The 26,134-nt window shown below is 66.6% G+C and carries 23 protein-coding genes; 6 read left to right on the forward strand and 17 right to left on the reverse strand.

Features of this window, described 5'->3' with window-relative positions:
• Positions 1–60: 60 nt before the first annotated feature.
• From RRU_RS02220 to RRU_RS02250, 7 genes are all read right to left on the reverse strand, one after another.
• The gene (locus tag RRU_RS02220; protein ID WP_011388180.1) at positions 61–387 is read right to left on the reverse strand and encodes a hypothetical protein; all 327 of its coding nucleotides are present in this window, start codon (positions 385–387) and stop codon (positions 61–63) included.
• A 95-nt stretch (positions 388–482) separates the two neighbouring features.
• Positions 483–809 carry a hypothetical protein gene (locus RRU_RS02225; RefSeq protein ID WP_014625935.1) on the reverse strand — a complete coding sequence of 109 codons (327 nt, stop codon included), beginning with the start codon at positions 807–809 and terminating at the stop codon, positions 483–485.
• 222 nt (positions 810–1,031) lie between these two features.
• Positions 1,032–1,436, reverse strand: coding sequence for a hypothetical protein (locus tag RRU_RS02230; protein ID WP_011388182.1), 405 nt, complete (start codon positions 1,434–1,436; stop codon positions 1,032–1,034).
• Positions 1,437–1,464: 28 nt separating this feature from the next.
• Positions 1,465–1,614: a DUF3096 domain-containing protein gene (locus tag RRU_RS02235; protein WP_014625936.1), complete on the reverse strand. Its 150-nt coding sequence runs from the start codon at positions 1,612–1,614 to the stop codon at positions 1,465–1,467.
• A 175-nt stretch (positions 1,615–1,789) separates the two neighbouring features.
• Positions 1,790–2,149: a hypothetical protein gene (locus RRU_RS02240; protein ID WP_237703824.1), complete on the reverse strand. Its 360-nt coding sequence runs from the start codon at positions 2,147–2,149 to the stop codon at positions 1,790–1,792.
• Positions 2,150–2,288: 139 nt separating this feature from the next.
• Complete coding sequence (locus RRU_RS02245) at positions 2,289–2,630, reverse strand: hypothetical protein (RefSeq protein WP_011388185.1); 342 nt, start codon at positions 2,628–2,630, stop codon at positions 2,289–2,291.
• A 273-nt stretch (positions 2,631–2,903) separates the two neighbouring features.
• Complete coding sequence (locus RRU_RS02250; RefSeq protein WP_011388186.1) at positions 2,904–3,674, reverse strand: SDR family NAD(P)-dependent oxidoreductase; 771 nt, start codon at positions 3,672–3,674, stop codon at positions 2,904–2,906.
• Between the two features lie 245 nt (positions 3,675–3,919).
• Between RRU_RS02250 and RRU_RS02255 the strand changes: the two genes are divergently transcribed.
• The 3 genes from RRU_RS02255 (at position 3,920) to RRU_RS02265 (ending at position 6,498) form a co-directional block, all read left to right on the forward strand.
• A complete protein-coding gene (locus tag RRU_RS02255) occupies positions 3,920–4,807 on the forward strand; it encodes a YicC/YloC family endoribonuclease (RefSeq protein ID WP_011388187.1) in 888 nt (295 codons plus the stop codon).
• Positions 4,808–4,819: 12 nt separating this feature from the next.
• Positions 4,820–5,476 (forward strand): guanylate kinase, encoded by a 657-nt coding sequence (gmk, locus tag RRU_RS02260; protein ID WP_011388188.1) that lies wholly within the window; start codon positions 4,820–4,822, stop codon positions 5,474–5,476.
• An 80-nt stretch (positions 5,477–5,556) separates the two neighbouring features.
• Positions 5,557–6,498, forward strand: coding sequence for a YihY/virulence factor BrkB family protein (locus tag RRU_RS02265; protein WP_011388189.1), 942 nt, complete (start codon positions 5,557–5,559; stop codon positions 6,496–6,498).
• Here RRU_RS02265 and rsmA read toward each other — a convergent pair.
• The 5 genes from rsmA to RRU_RS02290 form a co-directional block, all read right to left on the reverse strand.
• Positions 6,495–7,361 (reverse strand): 16S rRNA (adenine(1518)-N(6)/adenine(1519)-N(6))-dimethyltransferase RsmA, encoded by an 867-nt coding sequence (gene rsmA, locus RRU_RS02270; protein ID WP_011388190.1) that lies wholly within the window; start codon positions 7,359–7,361, stop codon positions 6,495–6,497. The genes RRU_RS02265 and rsmA overlap by 4 nt on opposite strands.
• On the reverse strand, positions 7,358–8,392 hold the full coding sequence (gene pdxA / locus RRU_RS02275) for a 4-hydroxythreonine-4-phosphate dehydrogenase PdxA (RefSeq protein WP_011388191.1): 1,035 nt from the start codon (positions 8,390–8,392) through the stop codon (positions 7,358–7,360). The genes rsmA and pdxA overlap by 4 nt, the downstream gene beginning before the upstream one ends.
• Positions 8,389–9,711: a peptidylprolyl isomerase gene (locus RRU_RS02280; protein ID WP_014625938.1), complete on the reverse strand. Its 1,323-nt coding sequence runs from the start codon at positions 9,709–9,711 to the stop codon at positions 8,389–8,391. The genes pdxA and RRU_RS02280 overlap by 4 nt, the downstream gene beginning before the upstream one ends.
• A 52-nt stretch (positions 9,712–9,763) precedes the next feature.
• The gene (locus tag RRU_RS02285) at positions 9,764–12,424 is read right to left on the reverse strand and encodes an LPS-assembly protein LptD (RefSeq protein ID WP_011388193.1); all 2,661 of its coding nucleotides are present in this window, start codon (positions 12,422–12,424) and stop codon (positions 9,764–9,766) included.
• Positions 12,425–12,624: 200 nt separating this feature from the next.
• Positions 12,625–14,394 (reverse strand): acyl-CoA dehydrogenase, encoded by a 1,770-nt coding sequence (locus RRU_RS02290; RefSeq protein WP_011388194.1) that lies wholly within the window; start codon positions 14,392–14,394, stop codon positions 12,625–12,627.
• Between the two features lie 320 nt (positions 14,395–14,714).
• Between RRU_RS02290 and RRU_RS02295 the strand changes: the two genes are divergently transcribed.
• Positions 14,715–15,203: a hypothetical protein gene (locus RRU_RS02295; RefSeq protein WP_164922573.1), complete on the forward strand. Its 489-nt coding sequence runs from the start codon at positions 14,715–14,717 to the stop codon at positions 15,201–15,203.
• A 215-nt stretch (positions 15,204–15,418) separates the two neighbouring features.
• Here the strand turns inward: RRU_RS02295 and RRU_RS02300 are convergent, their stop codons facing one another.
• Positions 15,419–16,441 (reverse strand): OmpA family protein, encoded by a 1,023-nt coding sequence (locus RRU_RS02300; protein WP_011388196.1) that lies wholly within the window; start codon positions 16,439–16,441, stop codon positions 15,419–15,421.
• 264 nt (positions 16,442–16,705) lie between these two features.
• Positions 16,706–19,450: an ATP-binding protein gene (locus RRU_RS02305; protein WP_011388197.1), complete on the reverse strand. Its 2,745-nt coding sequence runs from the start codon at positions 19,448–19,450 to the stop codon at positions 16,706–16,708.
• Between the two features lie 212 nt (positions 19,451–19,662).
• Here RRU_RS02305 and RRU_RS02310 point away from each other — a divergent pair, with 212 nt between their 5' ends.
• Entirely contained in the window at positions 19,663–20,757 is a 1,095-nt protein-coding gene (locus RRU_RS02310; protein ID WP_011388198.1) for an amino acid ABC transporter substrate-binding protein, read from the forward strand.
• A gap of 16 nt (positions 20,758–20,773) precedes the next feature.
• Here the strand turns inward: RRU_RS02310 and RRU_RS02315 are convergent, their stop codons facing one another.
• Positions 20,774–21,745, reverse strand: coding sequence for a sugar phosphate isomerase/epimerase family protein (locus tag RRU_RS02315; RefSeq protein ID WP_011388199.1), 972 nt, complete (start codon positions 21,743–21,745; stop codon positions 20,774–20,776).
• Between the two features lie 170 nt (positions 21,746–21,915).
• On the opposite strand from RRU_RS02315, the gene RRU_RS02320 reads away from it, so the two are divergent.
• Entirely contained in the window at positions 21,916–23,877 is a 1,962-nt protein-coding gene (locus RRU_RS02320; RefSeq protein ID WP_011388200.1) for a methyl-accepting chemotaxis protein, read from the forward strand.
• Positions 23,878–23,899: 22 nt separating this feature from the next.
• Here the strand turns inward: RRU_RS02320 and RRU_RS02325 are convergent, their stop codons facing one another.
• Both RRU_RS02325 and RRU_RS02330 read right to left on the reverse strand, forming a co-directional pair.
• Entirely contained in the window at positions 23,900–25,336 is a 1,437-nt protein-coding gene (locus RRU_RS02325) for an FAD-binding oxidoreductase (protein WP_011388201.1), read from the reverse strand.
• 93 nt (positions 25,337–25,429) lie between these two features.
• A complete protein-coding gene (locus RRU_RS02330; protein ID WP_207187359.1) occupies positions 25,430–26,059 on the reverse strand; it encodes an NYN domain-containing protein in 630 nt (209 codons plus the stop codon).
• Positions 26,060–26,134: the final 75 nt, after the last annotated feature.

A 26,134-nucleotide genomic window follows, 5' to 3' on the forward strand; every position in this document is an offset into this window, starting at 1 on the left:
AAACGCGCCAAAGGCCCCGCATGATGCCATGCGGGGCCCAAGAAAGGCGATAGCCGTGATTTATTTGATCGGCACGGCGCCCTTGAGCAATTGCCCCTCGGTCATCGACAGGGTCACCCCCGCCGTGCCGCGATCGAATTGCTCGTTGGCGACGATGATCTGCTGGCCGGTGTCGGTGTCGACGACGATGTCGGTGACATGGCCGGTCCCATCGGCCCGGGCTTCGGAAATCGTGCCGATCTTCTTGCCGGCCTGATCGAAGACCGGCAACGAGGTCCATTCCGCCGTCTTATCCGCCGTCGACGTGCCCGATTGACCATAGGAGACAACCGGGGTAGCCAGCAGGGTCGCGGCAAGGGCTGCGGCGCTTAGCGTCTTCGCGATCATGGGCAAGGCTCCGCGTTATCGAAAGGATGGCGCGTTAGGGGCGGGGGGATGGCCCTGTGAGCCGCCGCCCCCTTTTGCAGGGGCCGGGGCTCAGCTTAGCGGGAGGCCGCCTGCTGGATCACCTCGGCCTGGATTTCCGGTTCGGTGGCCTTGGTCACCACGATCCCGGTGCCGTTCTCGAAGGAGCCGGCGTCAAGGACGACGGTCTGCCCCCGCTCGGTGGTGACGGTGATGTCCCGGGCGAAACCGCCGGGCTTGAGGGTCACGTCGGTGACCTTGCCGACATACCAGCCGTTGTGGTCCCAAACAGCCTTCTGCGTCCATTCGGTTTTTTGGTCGCTCAGACTCTGTTCGCCAGCAAAGGCGAGGGGAGAGGAGAGGACAAGCGCGGCCGTCGTGGCCAGGATTGTCTTGCGAATCATGGGGGTATTCCTTTGTTCAGTCTGCGATTTTGTTTGGTGGGCGGCGGCCTTTTCTGCCATCGCTCTCCACAACCAACGTCATGATCCCCAAGAGGTTTCATTATTTATTATGAGTGGGCGATTCGGTTCTTGTGTTGAGCGCCGAAGTATCGGGTAACCCTGGGCCATAAGCATAAAAAAACCCCCGTAGAGGGGGGGACCGGGGCGGGCGGGGAACAGGCGTCAGTCCGAGGGCGGATAGGTGTAAAGACGCTGACGCGCCGCCGAGCCGCCGTCGGAGGGGACGACGGCCCGCAGGCGCGGCGTGGTGGCCGGGCCCAGTTCGCGCGAGGCCGGGGTTTCCAGGGGCGCGGCCGAGGGCCAGGGGCGGGGACCGGTCGGGGTGATCGTCGTGCCGACGGTGGGGGAAATCGGTGTTCGCACCGTCGTCGGTCCCTCCATCGGCCGTGCCGAATTCCTGTCCTCGGCCAGGGCGGGGCGGATGGCCAAGGTCAAAAAAGTCAGAAAAGCCCCGAGCAGGGCGGCCACGACAATCGCCCCGATAATCGGCGCGACCAGACGGACCGGGGGAACGGGCTCCGGATCGGGATAGGAATAAGACGACGAGGGCATCGCGGAATGGGGCATGGGGGGCGCTCCCGAGCGAAGGGGCGGATCAGAAATAGGCGGCCAAGCCGATGATCCCGATCAAGATCAGATAAATCGCCACGACGAAGTTCAAAAGCCGGGGCATGACAAGGATCAAGATGCCGGCGAGAAGAGCGATCAAAGGCGAGAGAAGCGCCATGTTCATCGTAAAGGTCATCGGCGGCCTCCTAAGGGCGGACGGGGGTAATGTCCCTATCAATGCCCGATGCCGCGCTTGGGTTGCCTCGCTCATGGATAAGTTAAGAGAAGGGGGCCCTCCCGGGACCCGTGTCGGGGCGGGAGGGGCGCCCCGTGGCGGACGCCCCCTCCCGATCCACCCGGCGTAGCGGGCTTTAGTTGGCCTGCTGGGCGGCGTTCACGCCGATGCGATCGCCATTGGCCAGTTGATTGATAACCGAGCGGTCGACGGTGGTGATGACCTTGAAGGTGCCCAGCCTGAAATCGCGGGCGGCCAGGGTCACATCACGGCCCGAGGGGGTGTCGATGCGGACCGACACCGGGAAGCTGCCGGCATTGACTTCAAGGTGGGCGACGGTGCCGACCAGGGCGCCGTGGCTATCGAAAACCGGCGCGGACTGCCAGGCGTCGGCGCGGTCGGACGGACCATCGAAGGCCAGGGCCAGCGGCGCGGTGAAGGTCATGGCGACGGCGGTGGCGGCGGCGAAGAAGGTGTTGCGGATCATCGAGGTCATCTCCGATTAAGAATAACATCCAGCGTTCGTGCCCCGGTAAGGGGCGCGGCGGATCGGCAAAAACATGCGGGCGCGGTAGGAAGGGGTGGGAAGAGCGCGGGGGGGCGCGCCCTTCCCAAGCAGCCAAGCAGGTCCGGGGTTAGTTGGCCTGCCGGGCGGCATTCACACCAGCCGAACCATTGGCCATCTGTTCGATGACGCTGCGGTCGAGGGTGGTGACGACCTTATAGGTGCCCAGCGAAAAGTCGCTGGCGGCCAGGGTCACATCGCGGCCCGAGGGGGTGTCGATGCGAACGGACACCGGGAAGTTCCCCGGGCCCAGGTCGATATTGGCGACGGTGCCGACCAGGGCACCCTGAGCATCAAAGACCGGGGCGGCCAGCCAGTCGGCGGCGCGGTCGGCGCGGCTTTCTTCGGCGAAGGCCAGCGGCGCGGCGACGACAAGGGCGGTGGCGGCGGCGAGAAGGGTGTTGCGGATCATGATGGCGTCTCCGATCGAGGATAAAAGGCGACGGCGCCCGAAAAAAACAGCGTGTCGCCGAAAGCGATAGGGCTGCCCCTTAAGGGGCGGGACCTGAAAAGGCGGGGTCAACCGGGGGGTTAGATCCTCGTCGAGGTTCGTTCTAAAGCGGTAAACTGAACCGTACAGTTCATATAATTCTTCGCCAGCGGCTTTCAAGCGAAAAACTAAACCGTACAGTTTATTTTTTTGGGGGGAGGGGAAGGGTGGCACCTTTCGGGGCGGGGCGCCGTGTCAGAAACCGGCGGGTTTGCGCGGGGTTCGCGCCAGCAGGCGGCCGGCCAGGGCCTCGGGCAGGGCGGCGATCATCCAGGCGCCGAAGGCCATCGGCCAGGGGAAGGCGATGCGCCCGGCATTGGCTTCCAGCCGGCGGGCGATCAGCCGGGCCGCCTTGTCGGCCTCCATCAGGAAGGGCATGGGGAACTCATTGACCGCCGTCATCGGCGTGCGCACGAAGCCCGGGCAGATGACGCTGAGCTCGACGCCGTCGTCGGCCAGAACGCCGCGCATCCCTTCCCCCCAGACCTTGACCGCAGCCTTGCTCGCGCAATAGGCCGGGGCGCCCGGGGTGCCGCGAAAGCTGGCGAGCGAGGCCATCACGGCGATCTGGCCGCGCTTGCGGGCGCGAAAGCGCGGGATAATCGGCAAGAGGGTGTTGAACAGGCCGTCGACATTGACGGCGAACAGCGCCCGGGTTTGCTCGGCGGCCTCGCCGCCGCCGCCGGTTCCCCCGGAAATTCCCGCATTGGCGATGACCAGATCCAGGGCTCCGGCCTCGTCGGCGGCGATGACCCAGGCGGCGGTGGCGGCGCGGTCGGTCACATCGACCAGGGCGGTTTCAACGATGGCGCCGGCGGCCCGGCAATCTTGGGCGATCGCCGCCAGGGCCTCGGCGCGGCGGGCGCCCAGAACCAGCCGCCGGCCGGGGCGGGCATAGCCGCGCGCCAGCGCCGCCCCCAGGCCGCTGGAGGCGCCGGTGATCAGGATCGTTCGCGGAGATTTCATGGTCGGTTGCTCCTGACGGGAAGGGATGAGTATAACAGCCCGGCTTTTCGACCTTTGAGCTTTGAGCGCACACTGCGAAATGGGTCCCGGCGATCTCGTCGGCCCAAGGTCTTAGAGCGGCAGGCGTGAAACCTAAGACCCGCATGCCGCTCTAAGAGACTGATAGTCCAGCAAATCCCGGTCCTTGCGCGTGATGATCCTCATCGGGCGCGGGGTGATCGGCTTCCTCCCCCGGAGTAGCGACCATGGCCCTTTCGAGCATGACCGGTTTTGCCCGTACCCAGGGGGCCCTGGGGCCGCAGACCTGGGTCTGGGAGGCGCGCAGCGTCAATGGCAAGGGTCTGGATATCCGCCTGCGCCTGCCACCGGGCGGCGACGCCCTTGACCAGCCGGCCCGCCGCGCCGTGGCCGAGCGTTTCAAGCGCGGTTCGATCTCGCTTGGCCTGACCATGACCAGCGACGATCAGGAACAGGCCTATCGGGTCAATGAGCCGCTGCTCAAAAAGCTGCTGGCCGTGACCCGCGAGTTGGCGATGGACGGGGTGGACCGGCCGCGCATGGATGGCCTGCTCGGGTTGCGCGGCGTGCTTGAACCGGTTGGCCAAGCCGAAGAGGAGGGCGTCCGCGAGGCCCGCGAGGCGGCCCAGCTGCGCAGCCTGGAAGCCACCCTTGACGCCCTGGCCCTGGCGCGCAGCGAGGAAGGCGGGCGTCTGGCCGGGGTGCTGGCGGGGCATCTCGAGGTTTTGGAAGACCTGCGCGCCCAGGCCGCCAACGCCGAGGCCCTGCGCCCCGACATGGTGCGCGCCCGCCTGCGCCGTCAGATGGCCGACCTGCTTGAGGCCGCCCCCGATGCCCTGCCCGAGGAGCGGCTGGCCCAGGAACTGGCCCTGCTGGCGGTCAAGGCCGATATCCGCGAAGAGCTTGATCGCCTGGGCGCCCACCTGGAAGGGGCGCGCGAGCTGCTTACCCGCGGCGAGGCGATGGGCCGGCGCTTGGAGTTCCTGTCCCAGGAGCTGAACCGCGAGGCCAACACCCTGTGCTCGAAATCCTCCGACGTCGCCTTGACCCGCATCGGGTTGGACATGAAGGCGGTGATCGACCAATTCCGCGAACAAATCCTCAATATCGAATAGGACGGTTTTCCCATGTCGGCCCCTTCCTCCGCCCCCGCCCTCATCCCCCGGCGCGGTATGATGCTGGTTCTCTCCTCGCCTTCCGGGGCGGGGAAGACCACTATTTCCCGCGCTCTTCTGGCCGAAGAGGACGGATTGGAGATGTCGGTGAGCGTCACCACCCGGGCGCCGCGGCCCGGTGAACGCGACGGCGAGCATTACCATTTCATCGACGTCGCCCGTTATATGGCCTTGACCAAGGACGACGGCCTACTTGAACACGCCCGGGTTTTCGAAAACTATTACGGTACCCCCCGGGCGCCGGTCGAGGCGGCCCTGGCCAGGGGCTGTGACGTCTTGTTCGATATCGATTGGCAGGGCACCCAGCAGGTGGCCGAAAAGGCGCGGACCGATCTGGTCAGCATCTTCATCCTGCCGCCCTCGGTGGGGGAACTCGAACGCCGGCTGAAGGGCAGGGCCCAGGATAGCGATGCCGTGGTGGCGGCGCGCATGGCCAAGGCGATGGACGAGATCAGCCACTACTTCGAATACGATTACATCATCGTCAATGATGATCTCGACCGCTCGATCGCCGATGTGCGGGCCATCTTGCGGGCCGAGCGCCTGAAGCGCGCCCGCCGGATCGGTCTGGCCGAATTCGTCAACCGCATGCGCGGCGCCGGGGAATAGGCGCCGCGCCTAGCGATCGCGTGGCAACAAGGCTGGGGCGAAAGCGTTGACGGGGCAGAGGCAACCGAGGGAAGCCGACCGTGAACGCAAAATCCCGGCCGTCGCGTAAACTATTGAAGGGGGCGGTGATCGGCCCGGCGCAACTGATGGCCGATCAGCCGTTTTCGGTGATTCGCGCCGTCAGCCGGCGCAGCGACCGCGATCATGTTGGGGTGCTGGCCGCCGGGGTGGCGTTTTTTTCGCTGCTGGCCAGCTTTCCCGCCCTGGTCACGCTGATCACCCTCTATGGCCTGTTCACCGGCCCGCAAGAAGCCGTGCGCCAGATCGCCGAGGCGGGGGTTTACCTGCCGCGCGGCGTTCACGACCTGCTGGCCGAGCACCTGCCCCGCCTTGCCCAGGCGTCGCCGGGCTCGCTGGGTCTGGGGGCGATCACCAGCCTGCTTTTTTCCATATGGAGCGCTTCGCGCGGCATGGGCGCCATGGTCGATGGCGTCGATATCGCCTATCAGGTCGGCGATGGCCGGGGCTTTCTGCGCAAATCAATCCTGGTGGTCGGCCTGACCCTGGCCGGGCTTGTCGTCAGCGCCATCGCCCTGCCGCTGATCGTCGGCCTGCCCGCCTTGTTCGATCGCCTGCCCTTGCCGTTGGAAATCCGCTGGGCCTTGGCCCTGGCCCGCTGGCCGCTGTTGTTCGCCCTGGTTCTTGGGGCGTTGGCCGTGCTGTTTCGCTATGCCCCCGACCGCGAGAATCCGCGCTGGCGCTGGGTGACCCCCGGCGCCCTGGCGGCGGCGACGCTGTGGATCCTGGCTTCGGGCGGGCTGTCGCTCTATGTCGGGTTGGTCAGCAGCTACGACCAGACCTATGGTACCCTGGCCGGGGTCGTCGTGGCGATGATGTGGCTTTACCTCGCCTCTTATGCGGTTCTTCTGGGCGCGGAAATCAATGCCGAGCTTGAAGATCGCGGCATGGAGCGCATCAAGAAGGATCAGGCGGCGGCCAAGGCCGCCGTCGCCCGGGCTTAAACCGACCCGGCGGCATCGACCGCCCGGGCCAGGGCGGCGAAGCCCTCCACCGGAATGGTTTCCGCCCGCGCCGTGGGATCAAGACCGGCGGCGGCGCAGAGCCCCTCGGCATCCCCCAGGGCCTTCAGGCTGGCGCGCAGCATCTTGCGGCGCTGGCCAAAGGCGGCGGCGGTGACGCGTTCCAGGGTTTCCATCCGCGCCGGGGCCAGCGGTTGGGGCCGGGGATCGATGCGGACGACCGTGGAGACCACCTTGGGCGGCGGCGTGAAGGCCCGGGGATTGACGTCAAACAGCGGCCGGACCTCGCACAGCCATTGGGTGATCACCGACAGCCGGCCGTAATCCTTGGTGCCGGGGCGGGCGGCCAGACGGTCGACCACCTCTTTCTGGAACATCAGAACGAAGCGCTCGAAAGCCGAGGCGTGGCGCAGCCAGCCGATCAGCAACGGCGTGGCGACGTTATAGGGCAGATTGGCGATCACCCGGCGCGGCGCCTCGCCCAGGGCGGCGACGTCGATGTCCAGGGCGTCGCCCTCGATCGTCTCCAGGCGGCCGGGCCAGACGGCGGCGATCTCGGCCAGAACCCCCCGGCAGCGGCTGTCGCGTTCGATGGCGATCACCCGCCGCGCTCCGGCGCCCAACAGGGCCCGGGTCAATCCGCCCGGACCGGGGCCGATCTCGATCACCGTGCCCTGGTCGATCTCGCCGCCGGCGCGGGCGATGCGGCCGGTGAGGTTGAGGTCGAACAGGAAATTTTGCCCCAGGGAGCGGCGGGCATCCAGACCATGGGTGGCGATAACCTCGCGCAGCGGCGGCAGGCCATCGCCCGGGGTCTCGGCGGCGACATCGATGGGGTCGCTCATGATGCGGAGCGCCGGCTGGCCATGCCGGCGGCCAGACGCAGGGCGGCGATCAGGCTGTCGGGACGGGCGAGGCCGCGGCCGGCGATATCGAAGGCGGTGCCATGGTCGGGCGAGGTGCGCACGAAGGGCAGCCCCAGGGTGACATTGACGCCCCCATGGAAATCCAGGGTCTTGATCGGGATCAGCACCTGATCGTGGTACATGCCCAGCGCCACGTCATAGCCGGCCCGCGCCTCGGCATGGAACAGCGTATCGGCGGGCAGCGGGCCCCGGGCGTCGATGCCACCCGCCCGCAAGCGGGCCACCGCCGGGGCGATGATGGTGATGTCTTCCCGGCCCATGGCGCCGCTTTCCCCGGCATGGGGGTTCAGCCCGGCGAGCGCCAGACGCGGCGCGGCGATGGCGAAATCCCGGGTCAGGGCCTGGGCGACGATCGTCGCGCAAGCCACGATGGTGGCTTCGTCGAGGGTGTCGATCGCCTCGCGCAAGGCCAGATGAACGGTGACGGGCACCACCTTCAGATCCGGGCAGGCCAGCATCATCACCGGGTGCGCCGGCAAATCCGGCCAATGGCGCGCCGCCAGGGCTCCCAGGAATTCCGTATGGCCGGGATGGCCGAAGCCGGCCTGCTTGAGCACATGCTTGTTGATCGGCAAGGTGACGACGCCCGCCGCCCGACCGGCGGCGACCAGGGCGACGGCGCGCTCGATGGCGGCGATCACCGCCCTGCCATTGGCCGGGTCGCCCTTGCCCGCCTGGGCCGGGACCGCCAGGGGTTCGACCAGCACCGGCAGGGCCTGATCGAAGACGCCCGGACCCTCTTCCAGGCTGTCGACGGCGCGCACCGGTCCCAGGCCCAGACGCCGCGATAGGGCGGCCAGCCAATCGACGTCGCCGATCATCACGAAAGGCGGCAGGCCTTGCCCCGCCGTTCGCGCCGCCCAAGCCATCAGCGCGGTTTCGCCGCCAACGCCGGCCGGATCGCCCATGGTCAGAACCAGGGGGGCGGAGGGAGCGGGGGAGGGGCTCATACCCGGATATCGATGATGGCCTGCTGACGCAGGTCGCGCAGACGGCGCTGGGCCAAATTCTGCAGCTTCTGTTCGATCAGCCTTTCGCGCAGAATGTCGCGACCGGGCAAGCCGCCGGTCGGACGATCACAGATCATCAGGCGAATTTCGGCGTTATCCATGGTCAAAGGCGTCGAGGGCTGACCAGCGGGCAGGTCGCGGATGACGTTCTGGGCCTCGGCCGGCAGGCGGGCCGGATCGATCGAGCCCATCGATCCCGACGGCGGGCCGACTTCGCCGGCCAGGGCGTCAAAGGCCTCGCACGACCGGGTGGCGGCGATGCGCTGGCGCAGATCGGCCAGACGCTCGGGCGTGGGCATGCGCGGGCCGCGCAAGGGAATGACGATGCGCGACATCTTGAGCAACGACGAGGCGCCGCCGCTGGCGATGCGCTGGTCGCGCAGCAACAAGATGTGATAACCGCCGAAGGTGCGGATCGGCTGGGACAGATTGCCCGGCGCCATCGCGCCAAGGGCTTGAAGCACCTCGGCATCGATCTCGCCGGGGCCGACCCACCCCAGATCGCCGCCGCGCTGGGCGGCGGGACCGCGCGAGAACTGCTGGGCGAGGGCGGCGAAATTCGCCCCCAGGCGCATCTGCTCGATCATGCGCTGGGCCGCCGTCAGTACTTCGGCATCCTGGGCGGCGTTATCGACGGGCAGGAAAATATCGGCCACCAGATATTCGGGCTTGCCGAGATTGCGCTGAAGATTTTGCTGATAGAGGCTGATCTCGTCTTCCGAGACGTTGACGCGCGGTCCAAGGGTCGATTGAACGGCCTTGATCCATCCCAGTTCGGCGCGAATCTGATGGATCAGACTCTGCTGGTCGAGGCCGGCGGCCTTGAAGGCCTTCTCCAGCCCGCCCGGCGGCAGCTTGTTCTGGCGCTCGAGGCGTTCGATGCCGCCGTTGATATCCTCGGTCGAGACGGTGACGTTGGCGCGCTTGGCTTCCTGGATCTTCAGGGTCTCATCGATCAGCGCCCGCAGGATCTGCGGGGCGAGACGCTGGCGAACCTCCGGCGAATTGGGCATGCCGCCAGTCGCCATGACGATGTCGATGCGGGCATTGAGGTCGTAAAGGGAAACGGCGTCCTCGTTGACCACCGCGGCGATGCGCTGGGTGGGCACCGCCGCCTGGGCGGTGTGGACGGGCCAGCCGCAGCCCAGGACCGCCACCCACGCCAGAAGGGCGATCCCCAGCAGCCGGCCAAGGGCGCGCGCCGTACAAGCCGGGGTCGCGCCGGGGGCGGGTTGGGACAGGGGCCGAAAAGCGATCATACGGTTCAACACGGGGCTACCCTCGGTTTGTTAAGGCCACGCCGGAAACGGATCATTCCAGGGAATAGGATCCCAGGGTTTTCAGCGTCACCGTGAACATCAGGGTGGTGCCGCCGTCCACCCCATAGGCATCGGTATTGTCTTCTTCGAAGGTCGTCGCGAGAATCAGACACTCATCTTCATAACTGACCGAGGCTTTGGTTGCCAATGTCGCGCCCCGGGTCAGATCGTAAGTGTGCGTGCCGGTCAGGAACCAGTTTTGCGATAACCGGTAGGATAGGCCGCCCCAGATCTGCTTGCGGGACGCGATATCTTCGCCAGCGGCGGTGCTGCTCGACTGGGCATAAAGATATCCCAGCGATCCGCGCACGAGCGAGGTTCCCGCCGAGGCTTCGACCTCGTGGCGGCGCGGCTCGAAGGTTTCGCTGTTGATCTGGGTGCTGTACTGGAGCGCTAGCAGCGACGAGGGAGCATAGCGCAAGCGGGCGACGACGTCGGAGAGATTATCCGACAGCCCCGACCCTTTGGGGAACAGGTCGTTGTCGCGCTGGGCGCGATAGCTTTGGCCGACTTCGAATTCCAAGGTGTCGTCGGTGGGGCCATACAGGCCATAGCGCAGCGAATAGGCCACCCATTCGCCGCCTTCGACCCGGTCATAGCCGGGCAGGCGCGAAGGTTCGAACAGATTGGCGATATCGAGATTGATGGTCTCGCTATCCTCGTTGGGGATCTTGTCGGGATTGTTCGATGGTAGGGCGGCGAACACGCCGACCTTGGGTTCGATCACCTGACGGTAGGTTTTGCCCGGACGGACCAGCGGATAGCGCCAGATCAGGCTGCCCTGGGGCACGAAGCGGCCTTCGTTTCCCGAATGGATGGTGCCGTCGTCGAGTTCGAGGTCCTCGGCGTTATAGAAGTCGCCGCGCAGGGAGGTCCTCGCGACAAAGGCGCTGCCCAGGCCATCTTGGAACGGCAGTTCGTACCCCACCCGGCCGATCATGCGGCTGCTGTCGGTGCCCTCGGTCCGGCGCAGGGTCATGCCGTGCAGATCGACCTCGGCATGGCCATCGGCCCACAGCGGATTGCTGACGAACTGGTATTCGGCCATCAGCGGCACGTAGGGAACGGTGGCCTGATCGATGTCGAGGGTGGTGTCCTGGAAATAATAACCCTGGACCAGCCCATGGCTGCGGTCCGAAAAGTTTTCCAGATAGGCGTTGGTGGTCAGATAATCGGAATTGTTCTGCGGCTTGAGCGACATGCGCCGCAGATAGCCGGCCTTGGAAGCCAGGGCGCTTTCGAAACCGGCGCGCCAAGTGCTGTTCAGATGGTAGGCGCCGGCGCTTTCGTAATGGCCCTGCAGGCTGTTGTCTTCGTCGAAGGGGTTGAGCGACCCATCGAACTCGAAGGCGCCATCGCGCAAAATCCGATCATAGGATCCCCAGAGGATGACATTCTGTTTGTCGGAGTACTGCAAGGCGAGGTTCGAATCCGACTGGTCATCCCAGGCGACGTAATAAGGGATCTTGATCGAGGCGCCGAGATTGCTCGAGGTGCCGGTCAAGGGGGGAAGAAAGCCCGAGCGCCGGTAAACCGTGGGGTCGGGCTGGCTGATATAGGGCGTATAGAGGATCGGGATCCCCATGACCTCGACCCAGGCGTCCCGATAGATGATGTCCTTGGCGGCTTCGTCATGGGTAATGCGCGCCGCCTTGAGCTGCCAGATCGGCGGCGGCTGCCGGGTGCCCTCGCGGTTGCCGGTGACGGTTGGCAGGGGATAGTCGGCCCCTGGACAGGATTTGCACACCGTATAGACGCCGCGCGAGAATTCCTTGGTTTGGGCCTTGCTGTCGCGTTCGCCATACAACGCGCTCATCCGCCCGCCGTTCGTCATCAGGGTCTGGACTCCGCGCACGAAGCCGTCCTTCAGATCACCGGTCAATTCCATGTACTGGGCGAAGGTGGTATCGGCCGGCCCCTCGCCAAGCTTGGTGATCGAGACGTTGCCCGAGGCGGTGACCATGTTCTGGGCGGTGTTGAAGGTCACCACATCGGCCCGCAGGGTCTGCCCGCCCGACACCACGCTGACGTTCCCCCGCGCCGTTACCGTGCCCAGGTCGGAATCCTGGGACATGTCATCGGCGGTGACCAGGGTGTGGTCCTCGGCCGGTCCGGCCGGTTGGGAGGGCGCCGGGGTGGCCGTCTTTGGGGGGGACGCCAGCCCGGCGAAGACCCCACCGGTGAAGGCGCCGCCATAGACATCGGGCCCTTCAAGGCCCACCGGGGCGGCAGCGGCGGCCGGCGTTTGCGGAGAGGGGGCGGGGGCGGGGGCGGCGAGAACCGCCGGCGCGGGTCTGGCGGAAGGGCTGGGCGCGATCAGGCGGTTGGTGTCGATGGGCTGAAGGCGGATGTCGCCCGGCTGGGCGCTGGCGGCGGCGCTGCCGAGCGCCCCGACCAGGGCGATGCCGGTATCGGTGCGGCCATAGGCCAAAGGCGCCAGGGCCACCGCGCTGGAGGAGTTGTCGCTCGGGGCGGAATCCAGGCCGCCCAGCACGGTCATCCCCACCCCTTGGGCGGTGGCGCCATTGGTGATGCGGATGGCGCCCGCGTCCTGGGCCCGGGCCGGGCCGGCCCCCAATCCGACGATCAGCCCGGGAACCACCAGCAAGCCAAGAACGACCGGCATAAGCAGAGCCGTTCCGGAAGCGCCCATGGGGGCGACTCCCGGGAACGGTGATCCAGGGGAGGTCACGCGCGGGAAACCGGAGCGCCAACCGGCGAAGGCAAGGCCGGCATGGCGGCGCGTGGCGTCAAGGACAGGGCCGGACGTCATCGGCTAATCGGTGCTCCCGCATACAAAAGGCGGCGGGATTATAGTGGGGCCGTCGCCGGAAAGGCCATGGGTAATCGGTTTCAGGCCGCGACGAAAGCGTCCTCGTGCAAAGCGACCAGATCGGCCGCCCCGGCGCGGATCGTCGCCAGATGCCCGGCGGTGGCCGGCAACAGGTGGCGCAGGAAGAAGCCGGCGGTGGTGGCGGCGGCCGCTTTCTCGGCCTCGGCGGTGGCGATCACGGCCTGCTCGACCAGCAGGCCGCCGCCGAGAACCAGACCGAACAGGGTCAGGAACGGCGTGGCGGCCGCCTGGGCGGACACGGCGTCGGGATGGCTAAGAACCCACTCCAGGGCGGCCTCCAGATCGGCGAGTCCGTCCGCCAGCGGGGCTTGCAAGCCGGGCAGGGTCGCGGCCGAGCGCTCGGCGATGGCGGCAAGCTCGCTTGCTAGGGCGCGGGCGGCCACGCCGCCGTCGCGCAGCACCTTGCGGCCGACCAGATCAATCGCCTGGATGCCGTTGGTCCCCTCGTAGATCGAGGCGATGCGGGCGTCGCGCAGGAACTGGGCGGCGCCGGCGTCTTCGATATAGCCCTGACCGCCATGGACCTGGATCCCCAGATTGGCCACGTCGATGCCGGCCTCGGTGCTCCAGGCCTTGGCGATCGGGGTCAGCAGCGCCGCCCGCGTCGCGGCTTCGGCGCGAAGGGCGGCGTCGGCATGGCGCTTGGCCGTATCCAGGGCGGCCGCGGTCAGATAGGTGATCAGCCGGGCGGCCTGGGTGCGGGCGCGCATGGTCATCAGCATGCGCCGCACATCGGGGTGGTGGATGATGCTGACGGACGGACCGCCGCGCACCGAGGCGTCACCACCCTGCACCCGGGCGCGGGCGTATTCGACCGCCGCCTGGGTGGCGCGTTCGGCTTGACCGACGCCTTGCACGCCGACGCCCAGCCGGGCGTTGTTCATCATCGTGAACATATATTCGATGCCGTGATTGGCCGCGCCCACCAGATAGCCCACGGCGCCACCCTGGTCGCCAAAGGCCATCACGCAGGTTGGGCTGGCATGGATGCCCAGCTTGTCTTCAAGCGAGACACAGCGCAGGTCGTTGGCCGCGCCCAGCCCGCCCTCGGCGGTGGGCAGGGTCTTGGGCACGATGAACAACGAGATGCCCTTGATGCCGGGGGGGGCGTCGCTGATGCGGGCCAGCACCATGTGGACGATGTTGGGGGCCAAGTCGTGGTCGCCATAGGTGATGAAGATCTTCGACCCGAAGATCCTGTAGACCCCATCGCCCAGATCGGGGGCGGCGACCGCCTTGGTCCGCACCGCCGCCAGATCGGAACCGGCCTGGGGTTCGGTCAGGTTCATCGTGCCCGTCCATTCGCCGCTGATCAGCTTGGGCAACCACTGGGCCTTCTGCTCGGCCGAGCCATGGCTGTCGAGCAATTCGATGGCTCCGGCGCTCAGCAGGGGGGCGAGGCCGAAAGACATGTTGGCGGCCTGCCAGATCTCGTTCAGGGCCGTTCCCACCATCCAGGGCAGTCCCTGGCCGCCATACTCGGGATCGAAGGGAACGCCCGTCCATCCGCCGTCAACGAAATGGCCATAGGCCTCGGCGAAGCCGTCGGGGGTGCGGACGGTGCCGTTTTCAAGGCGGCTGCCCTGACGGTCGCCCGGGGCGTTGAGCGGCGCCAGAACATCGGCTGCCAACTTTCCCGCCTCGGACAGCACGGCCTCGACCAGATCCTCGCAAACGTCCTCGGCCCCGGGCAGGGTGAGGACTTCGGCAAGGCCGGTGGCGCGCAGCGCCAGCATGATGTCGGCAATCGGCGCACGGTAGCTCGGCATGAAACGCTTACCTCCCTTGGTCGGGGGCGGCTTTCCGGGGGATCCGGCGCCATCCTTCGTTGTCTCCCGGTCTTCTTGGGAAAACCGGGACGTGTCCAGCCTGCCTAATGACACCGAACTGTGCAACAGCCAAACAGCGTCGACGCGCGAGGTCCACACGCCCGGGGCGCAAGGTGAGGAGATACCCCTTTGGCCAGGGTGGCTCTCTTTTGTGCAAATGCGGGGTGGTCATCGCCTGCTTGGATGTGCTAGGGAACGGGATAATCAACCAGCTTGGAGGATGCCAACCCATGGCCAGTCACGGTAAGGGCGATCGGCCGATGCCTAGGAAGAGCGGTTCAGCCTTCGGTATCGTTGCCGCCACTGCCCTGGCAATGATGCTGACGGGGGCTCCGGCCATGGCGTCGAACTGTACGCCGGCCAAGGATACCGCGGCCCTTCAGGTCCGCACCCTGCAGAGCCACCTGATGGTCGCCGGTCTGTCTTGCGGTCAGTCGGCGCAGTACAACCAGTTTGTCAGCCAGTTCGAAAGCGAACTGGTGACCCAGGGCAAATCCCTGACCTCGTATTTTAACCGCCAGTATGGCGGGGCGGCGCGTAAGGAACTGAACGCCTATGTGACGCGCATGGCCAATGAGGCCTCGCGGCGGTCGATGGCCAACCGCAAGGCGTTCTGTCAGGAAAGCCAGGGCGTCTTCCAGACCCTGTCGGCGATGCCCAAGGGCAATCTGGTTTCCTTCATTTCCGACCAATCGCCCTTCTCGATCCAGAACGACGCTTGCGCCACCCGCACGGCGCAGAAGCAGTAACCGCTTCTTTTTTCGCGCGGTAAAAAAACCGCCCGCTTCCTTGATGGAGGCGGGCGGTTTTTTATGCGCTCGTCTTAGGGCCAATCCCGGGCCAGCCGAACCAAAGAGCGACGACGATTCGCTCCCCTATCGGACTCCTCGAGTGATGGCCCAAAAAGAAACCGGCGCCATAAAGGCGCCGGTTCCAAATCCGAGAGGTGTCGAGTCCGGAAGGATTACTTCAGGACGACAACCACGCGGCGGTTCTGCGGCTCGCGCACGCCATCGGGAGTCGGGACCAGCGGATCGGCCTCGCCCTTGGCGTAGACGGCGATCTGCGAGCGCGAGATGCCATTGCGCTCGAGTTCGCCGACAACGGCCTCGGCGCGACGCTTCGACAGAGCCAAGTTGTAGGCGTCGCCACCGGAGCGGTCGGCGTGGCCGGTCACTTCGATGGTCGACGACCCGGTCGACTTGGCGTTGGTCGCGGCGGTGTTGATGATGCCACCGGCTTCCGGGGTGATCGAGGTGCTGTCGAAGTCGAAGAACACGAGATAGGACTCGGGAACCTCAACAACGCTCTGCTGAACGACTTCCTGCACCGGGGCGGGCGGCGGCGGAGCCGACGGCTTGGAGAAGGAGTAACGCAGGCCAACCAAAACGGTGTGGTTGTAATAGGCGTCGTAATCGGCCTTGCCGGCGCTGGTCTTGAAATCAAGACCGGTGGTGCCGAGGAAGCGGTAGTCCAAGGTCACGCCGATATTCTGATCGACGTTGTAGCCGACACCGGCGATGCCCTGATAAGCGAAGGCGATGTCGTCGTCATAGGCCTTGAAGCCGGCGCCGGAATTCTTGGCTTCGGCAAAGACCCACGACGCGCCGGCGCCGACACCCAAATACGGGTAGAAATCGGTCCCGGTCGGGATGTCATAGATGGCGTTGACCATCAAGCTGGCGGAATCGAGATTGCCCTTGGTACCCAGGTTGCCGATCTTATAAAGATCGTTGCTGCGCCAGGTGCCTTCCAATTCCAGGCGGGGGCCGCCGCCGAAGGCGTAACCGGCCGCGCCGCCAGCGGCATAGCCGGTGTCGGTCTTGGCGTCGCCCTTGGCGCCCGGAATGGACAGTTCCTGGTCGACGTTGAAGTTCACGCCACCGTGCAAGGCGACATAGGCGCCTTCCGGCGTCTGCGCCTGGGCCACGACGGGCAAGAATGCCGCGGCGCTTGCCAAAGCGGCGATTTTAAAAGTCTTGGTCATGGCAATCGATTCCCATATGCCCAAAGTTTCACCGAAAGCCCGTTCCACCCGTATTTGGAGCAATCACAGATCGCCTCCTACCGATGGAGACATTCGAAGCGGGCCGCGTTGCCTCATAGAATCCTAATGCTGGCGGCGAAGCGCAAGGCTATCCAAGGCCATGAGTGGGGATTTTTCACTGCCTGTGCTCCGGCGGCAACACTGTGTTGGGTCCGCAACGAGCAAACGCGCCAATCCCTTGGCGCGAAAGTTTGCCGTCCTCCTTTATTGTCCGTGGATCACGGTACCGCTTGAGCGAAGGGCCCGCGGCGCGGGGGGGGCGACTCGGGGGATGATCACGATGAATGTCGTCCCTTCTCCCGGTGCGCTGTCAACGCCGATACGTCCGCCAAGGGTGCGATTGGCCAGATTATAGGCGATATGCAGGCCAAGGCCGGATCCGCCGGCGCCACGGGTGGTGGTGAAAAACGGCTCGAACACCTGATCGCGGACCTCGGGGCTCATGCCCCGGCCGTTATCGGCGATCCGAAGCTCCACCACCTCCTCCTCGGTTTCGCGCGCCGTCACAGTGATCTGCCCGGCTCTTTGCGGAAGGAAGGCGTGAGAGAGGGCATTGAGCACGATATTGGCCAGGATCTGGGCCAGGGCGCCGGGATAGCTGTCCAGAATGATGCCGGGCGGGATATCGACCGTCACGCGATGGGGAAGCTTGCGCAGACTCGGGCCCAGGCTGATCAGCACCTCGGTGACGTAGTGGCCAAGATCGAAGGTCCGCCGCTCGTCGCTGGTCTGGTCCACGGCAACTTGCTTGAAGCTTTGGATCAGTTCGGCCGCCCGATTGGCGTTGGAGAGCAAAAGGGTCGACGACTCGCGCAGGGACTCGAGGAAACCGGCGAAGCGCGAGCGTCGCAAGGTTCCGGCGTCGATCAAGGCGCCGATCGCCTTGGCCTCGTCGGCGATGAACGAGGCGGCGGTGACGGTGATGCCGACGGGGGTGTTGATCTCATGGGCGATGCCCGCCACCAACTGGCCAAGGGCCGCCATCTTCTCGGCCTCGACCAGATTGCGCTGGGCGTCCTTGAGGTCGCTCAGGGCCCGTTCGGCCGCTTCCTTGGCTTCGGTCAACTCGGCGCGCGCCTTTTCGCGCTCGGTGATGTCGCGCACGCTCCACAGTCGGCCGGCGAGGATTCCGCCGACCTTGAAGGGTGACGAATAGCGCTCGATCAGCCGGCCATCGGCCAGATGGAGTATGTCATAGGCCGTCAGATCGGGGTCGGCCTCCATTTCCTCGATACGGTCGATGAAATACTGGGGCTCGGCCATCAGCCCGGCAAGCAGGGCCAGCCTTTCATCGCGCGACCGCGGGACGAACGCGTCGGGACTGATGCCGACGGTATCATAGTATTTCTGATTGCAGGTGATGATCGCGCCGTCCAGATCGATGACCATCAAGCCATCGGCCGTGGCCTCCTGGGCGGCGGCGAGCAGGGCGACGAAGCGTTGGCGTTCGGCCTCGATTCGCTGACGTTCGGAAATGTCGCGAAGGCTGAGCACATGGATCTGGCGATCGTCGCGGAGAATCCCCGCCACGGTGATTTCCCCGGGAAAACTGTCGCCATCGGCGCGGTGGGCGATCACCGCCTGGGGGGCGCCGGCGCTTTCCGCGCCCTCAAGCGACAGGCGGCCGCCCTCGGCGTCGCTGATCAGAAGGCTCAACTCCTTGCCAATGAGGCCGGGGCCCGGGCCGAATAGCGACTCGGCCGAGCGGCTGGCGCCGACCACTTCGCCCGTATCCGTGATGGTCAGGATTCCCTCGGGCACGGCGTCAAGAACGGCGCGCAGATAGTCCTGGCTGGCCTTCAGGGCGCCTTCCCGATCGGCGATGGTGGCGACGAAGATTTTCAACGCCTGCGCCATCTCGCCGATCTCGTCGCGACCAAGGTCGGGCAGGGGGGCGTCCAGTCCCGCCACATGGGCGGCCATGCTTTGGCGCAAGGTCGCCAGCCGTCCCGAGATCGTCCGGTCGGCAAACAGCGCCATAACCAGCGCGCCGCCGACGGCGAGGGCGGCGATGGCCAAGAGGATCAGGCTGATGAGGCCAAGGGTGGCGGTCAGCGACCGCCCGTCGGCATTCATGACGGCGGCGGTTTCCGCCGCCAGGGTATCGGCGGAATAGACGAGACGATTGGCGAATTGGGAATAGGCCACAAGCAGCGCCTCGCATCGCCGCTCGGCCTCCTCCAGCCCGTCGCGGGTGGCGAACAGGCCCTCGGGGCCCCGAGCCAGGGCCTCGGCGGCGGCGAGCGCGCCTCGCACCTCGCCCGCCCCCTCCCAGGAACCATCGCCCTCACTGTCTCTGGCGGCCATGGTCAACTCGGCGCCAAAGGCGCTTTCCAGCCAAGCCAATCGCCCGGCGGCGGCCAGGGGAAGGGCCTCGAGGAGGGTGGCGGCGCGTTCGATGGAAACCAGCGCCATCGCCAACCGCACGGGCTGGTCGTCGGCCGGGGAACTCTTGGCAAGGCGATGGGCCAAAAGAGCGCGGGCCTCGTTCAGGCGGTCGCGGGCTTCGCTCAGGCGCTCGTCCAGTTTGCGGCGAAGGCCGATGCGCCGGCCGACCCAATGATCAAGGGCCTTGAGGGCTTCGGTCAGATCGGCCTTCTGGGCCTCGAGTTGCTCAAGAAAGGACCGGTCGGAAACGCGCGGGCGCAAGGCGACGAGCAGCCTATCGAGGTTGGCGATCTGGGTCGAGATCTGCGCCCCGGCCGAGTCCCTTCCGGCCTGGGTCGAGGCGATCACCATTTGCGGCGCGGCGGCGGCCACGGCCTGGGCGCGATGGGCCAGGGACTGGGCCAGCTCAACGGTCGGCAGACGGCTTTCAAGAAACGATTTCTGGGCCCGTTCCACCGAGCCGAAGGCCAGCAATCCCATGGCGCTGGCGATGACGGCGAACAGGGCCGCCACGCCAAAAACCGCCAGGAGACGCATGCGCACGCTAAGGCGCCAAGCCACCGTCTGGAAATCCCTTCAAAGACACGCCCAACCTGGGCCCCGGGGGCCCTGAGTCCTCCCCGGGAAAAGCGAAGATAGTCTGCCCCGCCGGGGCGGCCAACGCCCGAATCATCACGCTTGCGCGGTTTGGTGGCAGCGGCGGTTTGTCGGCCCGCGTACCCTGTGGTAAGCAGCCCTTCTCGGCTCGTCCGCTCACCCCGGAGCGGCGACCCATGGAGGATTCGGTTCTGACCTCTCGCGCTCTGTGTCGTGGCCTCGCGGTGGTTCTGGCCATCGGTTTCGCTCTGCTGTCGCCGCTGGCCGGTCGCGCCGAGCAAGCACCGGCGTCCCCGATCTCCGCAGCGGAGGGGGACACCCTTAGGCAGGTGCGCGAACGGGGGTATCTGACCTGCGGCGTCAATGCCCGGCTGACCGGCTTGGGATCCGTCGACCCCGACGGGGTGTGGCGCGGCTTTGACATCGATTATTGCCGGGCGGTGGCGGCGGCCGCCCTTGGCGACAGCGGACGGGTCCGATTCGTTCCCCTGGATATCCGTTCGCGCCTGCTGGCCCTGACCAGCGGCGAGGTCGATCTGCTGTCGCGCAACACCACCTGGACGTTGGAGCGCGATGCCGGCCAAGGCATCTCGTTCGTTGGCGTCAGTTTATTCGATGGACCGGGGCTGCTCGCCTGGAAGGATCTTCCCGGCGACGATCTGGCCTCGCTGCCGCCGACGGCCCGTCTCTGCGTCCAAAGCGCGGCGACGGCGGCCCGGGTGCTTCCCGCCCGCATGGCCGCCGCCGGTTTGTCTTTTACCATTCTGCCCTTTCGCTCGCTGGAAGAGGCGCGCATGGCCTTGTTCACCCGGGCCTGCGACGGTTATGTCGCCGATCGCACGGCGCTGGCCTCGCTGGCGACCTTCGAGGCGCCGCGCCCCGACGCCCTGCGCCTGTTGCCCGATCTGTTGGCCGTTGAGCCGCTGGGGCCGGCGGTGCGCGACGGCGATGCCAATTGGTTCGACATCGCCCGCTGGACCCTGTTCGCCCTGATCAAGGCCGAGGAAGAGGGGTTAAGCCACGATCGCCTGCCCGCGGTGCTTGAAAGCACCCAGGATCCGGAGCTGCGCCGCTTTCTGGGGCTTGATCCCGGAGTGGGGGCGCCCCTTGGTCTGGACGACGCCTGGGTCCGCCGGATTGTCAGTCAGGTCGGCACCTACGGCGAGGTCTTCGACCGCAATCTGGGCCAGGGCAGCCCTCTGAAGCTTGAGCGCGGGCCCAATGCCCTGCGGCGCGACGGCGGGTTGATGGTCGCCCCGCCGTTTTTCTAATTTCCCGCGCCTGCTTCTAATTCACCGCGCGGGCGGCGCTGGCGCAATAGGCGCGGGCCCGGAGCAGGCTGTCGGCCGCCGTCGCGTCGTCGTGCTTTTCCAAGCCGATTTCCAGGGCGACGGTGATCGCCCCGGCCAGCGGCAGGCGGGGAAGCACGGTTTCGAAGGGGGCGTCGCCCCAGCCCAAAGGCAGGTGAAGATCGCCCTCGCCAAACACCCTGGCCTCGCCGGGGAACAGTCCGCTCATGGTCTGGACCCGCCCCAGGCTGTCATGGAGATGCAGGTGGGCGGTCAGCGGCGCCAGGGCGGCCAGACGGTCGGTCAGATCCCAGCCGAAATGGCGCGCGGCGATATGGGCGTGGCTGAAGTCGATGGTGGCGCGCAAGGCCGGATGATCGACGGCCCGCACCTGGGCGGCGATCGAGAGCGGATCGAGGCCGTGGTTGGTCATGCCGCCGCTCAGCGACTCAAGGGTCGGCGGCATATTCTCCAGGGCGACGATGAGCCCGTGGGCTTCGGCCGCCTCGGCCATGCGGCGCAGGCCCTCTTGTTCCAAAGCCATCAGGTCATCGCGCCGCGCGGCGAAGCGGGCGGTCTCGATCCAGGCCGTATGAACGACCAGGGTGCGGGCGCCCAGGGCGGTGGCGACATCGACCGAGGCCTTGGCCACGGCGTGGTGCGCCGACGCATGGTCGGTATCCATGAATGACATCGACAAGACGCCGTGGACGGTGACGGCCAATTGGCGGCGGGCGACCAGTCGACGGATGGCATCGAGTCGCGGGCCGATGATCCGACCGCCGACAAGGCAGCCGAGCGCCGTCAGATTCAATTCCACGCCATCGGCGCCCAAAGTGGCGATGCGCCCCAACTGCCGGTCCAGACGGTCAAGATCGCCTTCGGCCAGGGTGAAGCCGATGGTCGCCTTGGGCGGAGTAGGGGACAGGGCGGCGGGCTGGGAAACAACGGGCGCGACGGAATGGGGCATGACCAGGAAACTCGGATGAAGAGGAGAGGGGAGAAGGCGATCATAAGCCGGTCGGGCGCGGCGAACGACCCCGAAGAGACCTCTTTGTTAGAAGGGTCTTTTTTTATGCAACCCCTGGTGATCGCCCTCTATGATGGCGATCGGGCAGACAGGGCAGAGGGGATGGCGTCATGGGGGTCTTTCACCGCGCGGGCATCGCGTTCCAGATCACTTTGGTCGCGGTGGTGGCGGTGGTCGGCTTCCTGGCCGTTGGCGCGGTATTTTTCGCCAATCAAACGCGCCTTGAGCGCTATCGGCAAGAAGCCGGCGCGGCGGCGGTGGCGGCCGATCTGACCGCCGATCTGAGCGCCGCCCTGGTCGAGGCCCGCAAACGCGAAGGGTTGTTCCTGCTCCGCCCCGCCGAGGCCGAGATCACCGCCCATGGCGCCATGTTGACCAAGGCGGCGGAGGCCTTGACGGCGCTTGATCGGGCTTTGGCCGGGCGGGCCGAGGCCGGGCGGATGAGCGCGGTGCGCCAGGGCGTGGGCGAGGGGGGCGAGGGATTTGGCCGATTGGTCGCGCTCCTGCGCAAGGTCGGCTTTTCCGACGAGGGCGGCCTGCGTCTGCGGTTGGGCCAATCGGTGCGGGCGGTCGAGGCGGCGGTGGAGGAATACGCCGACGATAACCTGATGGTGCCGCTGCTGACCATGCGGCGGGCGGAAAAGGATTTTCTGCTGTCGCTGCGACCCGGCTTCATCGATGAGTTCGCCAAGGCCCGCGACAAGGTTCTGGCCCTGCTTGAATGGTCGAACCTGCCCGCCGATCAGGTGCCTCGGGCGCGGGCGCTGATCACCACCTATTCCGCCGATTTCGCCGAGCTGGCGCGGAGTCGCCAGGAACTGGAGGGCGAGATCGCCCGGCAGGCGGCGCTCTACGAGCGGCTTGATCCCCAGGTGCGCGAACTTGCCCAAGCCCTGGAGGCGCGACGGGGCGAGGCCGAGGCGGCGGCGCGCCGCGCCGGCGTCGAAACCGGTCGGCTGATGCTGGGCGCGATGATCGGCGCGCCGTTGCTGGTGGTTCTGGCCGGCCTGGCCCTGGCGCGGCGTATCCAGGCGCCGCTGGCGGCGATCACCGCGGCGATGACCGCCCTGGCCGGCGGCGATCGCGCCCGGGCCATTCCCGAGACCGACCGGCGCAACGAGATCGGCGCCATGGCCCGGGCGGTGGCGACCTTCAAGGACGCCATGGTCGCCGCCGAGGCCCTGGCCCAGGAACAGGCCGCCCAAGAGCGCGCCCGGGGGGAGCGGGCCGAACGTCTCGCCGCCCTGACCCGGCGTTTCGAGCAGTCGGTGGGCGGCCGTCTGGGGGCGGTCGATGACGCTTTGGCGGGGATGGACGGAACCGGCAAGGCCATGCAGGGCGCGGCCGAAACCGTGGCCGATCACTCCCGGGCGGTGGCGAGCGCCTCGGCCCAGGCCTCGGCCAATGTGCGGACCGTGGCCGAGGCCGCCGCCGCCCTGGGCGCGTCGATCAGCGAGGTCGCCGCCCAGATGGACCGCCAGTCGACGGAGGCCGAACGGGCGGAAAGCCGCATGGATCAGGCCAATGCCCTGATGGAGGGCCTGTCGGCTTCGGCCGGGCGCATCGGCGAGGTGGTGACGCTGATCGCCGATATCGCCAGCCAAACCAATCTTCTGGCGCTTAACGCCACGATCGAGGCGGCGCGGGCGGGCGAAGCCGGCAAGGGCTTCGCCGTGGTCGCCGGCGAGGTCAAGACCCTGGCGACGCAGACCGGTCGGGCGACCGGCGACATCGCCGCCCAGGTCGCCGAGGTGCAACGGGCGACCGCCGCCGCCCTGGACGCCATCGCCCGGGTTGGCGAAAGCTTCGCCGGCATCCGCGCCGTCTCGGTGGCGATCACCGCCGCCGTCGACGCCCAGCGTGCCGCCACGGCCGAGATCGGGCGCAATGTGGACGAGGCGGCGATGGGCACCCGGCAGGTTGACGGCGGCATCGATCGGGTGCGTGACGCCGCCGAACAGGCGCGCCGCGCCGCCGCCGATGTCCGCGCCGCCGCCGCCGCCCTGACCGAGCAATCGGGCGGGCTGCACGCCGAGGTTGGCGGTTTCCTGGCCGAGGTTCAGAGCGTGTAGTCTCGGCGCGTGAGAAGGGGGGTTAGGGCGCGGGCGGCAGCACCTTGCCCGGGTTCATCAGGTTGCGCGGATCGAAGGCGGCCTTGATCGCGCGCATCATCTCAAGCTCGACCGGAGCCTTGTAGCGGGCCAGTTCGGCGGTCTTGAGCTGGCCGATGCCATGCTCGGCGCTGATCGATCCCTCCATGGCGTCGACGATATCGTGGACGATGCGGTTCATCGGCGCCCAGAGCGCCAGGAAGGCCGCGCGGTCCATGCCCGGCGGCTGGGTGAGATTGAAGTGGATATTGCCATCGCCGATATGGCCGAAGGGGCAGGGACGGATGCCGGGCAGGGCCCGTTCCACCGCCGCCGAAGCTTCGGTGATGAATTCGACGACGCGCGAGATCGGCACGCTGACGTCGTGCTTGATCGAGGCGCCTTCAAACTTCTGCGCCTCCGAAAGCCCCTCGCGCAGGCGCCAGAGGGCGGCTTGTTGCTCCAGGCTGCCCGCCAGCACGGCATCGCTGATAATGCCCTCGTCAAAGGCGCCGGCCAGCAGGCCTTCCAGGGTCGCGCCCAGGCCGCTCTCGTCGTTGTCGCCGGCCTCGCGCGAGGAACTGAGCTCGATCAGGGCATACCAGGGGGCGGGATCGGCCAAGGGATCGCGGCAGCCCGGCATATGGCGGACGGCCATCTCCAGCCCCAGGCGGGGGATCAGTTCGAAGGCGGTGACGCTGTCGCCGCTGCGCTTGCGCGCCAGACTGAGCAGACGGGGGGCCGCCCCCAGGTCGGACAGGGCGCAGAGCGCGGTGGCGCTTTCGCGCGGCGCCGGAAACAGCTTGAGCACGGCGCCGGTGATGATGCCCAGCGTGCCCTCGGCGCCGATGAACATCTGACGCAGGGCGTAACCGGTGTTGTCCTTGGCCAGGGCGGTCATGCCGTTCCAGACGCGGCCGTCGGCGAGAACGACCTCCAGCCCCAGGCACAACTCGCGGGCGTTGCCATAGCGCAGCACGCCGACGCCGCCGGCGTTGGACGACAGATTGCCGCCGATCTGGCAACTGCCCTCGGCGGCCAGCGACAGCGGGAACAGGCACCCAGCCTCGCGCGCGGCGCGCTGCACCTCGGCCAGCACGCAGCCGGCGTCCACGGCGATCCGGTAGTTCTCGGCGTCGATCCAGCGCAAGCGGTTCATCCGCCCCAGGGAGACCACCAAGTCATCGCCGCTGGCGACGCCGCCGCCGACCAGCCCGGTATTGCCGCCCTGGGGCACGATGGCGACGCCGGCCTCGGCGCAAAGCCCAACGACCTGGGCGACCTGGGCGGTATCAAGGGGCCTCGCCACCGCCTGGGCCGTCCCCTGGAACAGACCGCGCTGCTCGGCCAGATAGGGGCCGAGATCCGAAGGATCGGTCAGCAGGCCATGGGGCCCAAGAACGGCGGCCAAACGATCAAGCAGGGCGATAGGCAAGGGCACAAGCGGACATCCTTCAAAAGGCGGGGGGAAGGGGCTCTGGCTTATGGACGACGAGGATAGGTCGTTTTTTCGGACCTCGGTGGGCTATCGAGGTCACGATCTGCGAAATCTGTCGCGGGATAATCCGACATCAATGGAACCCCAGCATTTCTGGGATAGGAGGGCCCCTTTTGGGGGGAAGGCGGCGTGAATAACCTTTATGCCTTTTGTGTGTAAATACTCGGCAACTGGGACGAAATCTCTGTCTGCGGAAACAAGAACGGCAATATCAAATGCATTTTCCCAGGCAAGAGAGATCATATCGGTGACGATGGCCGTATCAACTCCCTTTTCCTCCGTACCACGCATGTCGTTTCCGCAGTATGGGCATTTTCCAATAACTTTATAACAAATAGGACACTTCGGTCCGGACATCTTTTTTTGCCGATCGACAAATTTGATGCTTACGCCTGGAAATGTTTCAAGCTTGGTTTTAACCCATTTGCGCAGATTGGCATCGCCCTTGCCATCGAAGGATCCATAGACGCGCATCCCCCTATATTCCGTCGAAGCCGAGGGATCCACCTGATAACCGGCTTCCTTTGTGAGAACATAGGGAAGGGCTTTCCAATCGCAGGGAAAAGCCTCCTCGACCGTTTTCATCGACAGGGTGAAATTCCAGAAATCGACGAAGATCATGCAGCGATATCGGAAAGGACCGCTCGTCTCGACCGGATCGTGCATGGCTCTCTCCCTGGGTTTCACAAGGAAGAGTAGCGGACTGCGGTACCGGAAACAATACAGGGGCGCACAAGGCGC

The organism is Rhodospirillum rubrum ATCC 11170, from assembly GCF_000013085.1.
In the GTDB taxonomy this organism is placed as follows: Bacteria; Pseudomonadota; Alphaproteobacteria; order Rhodospirillales; family Rhodospirillaceae; genus Rhodospirillum; species Rhodospirillum rubrum.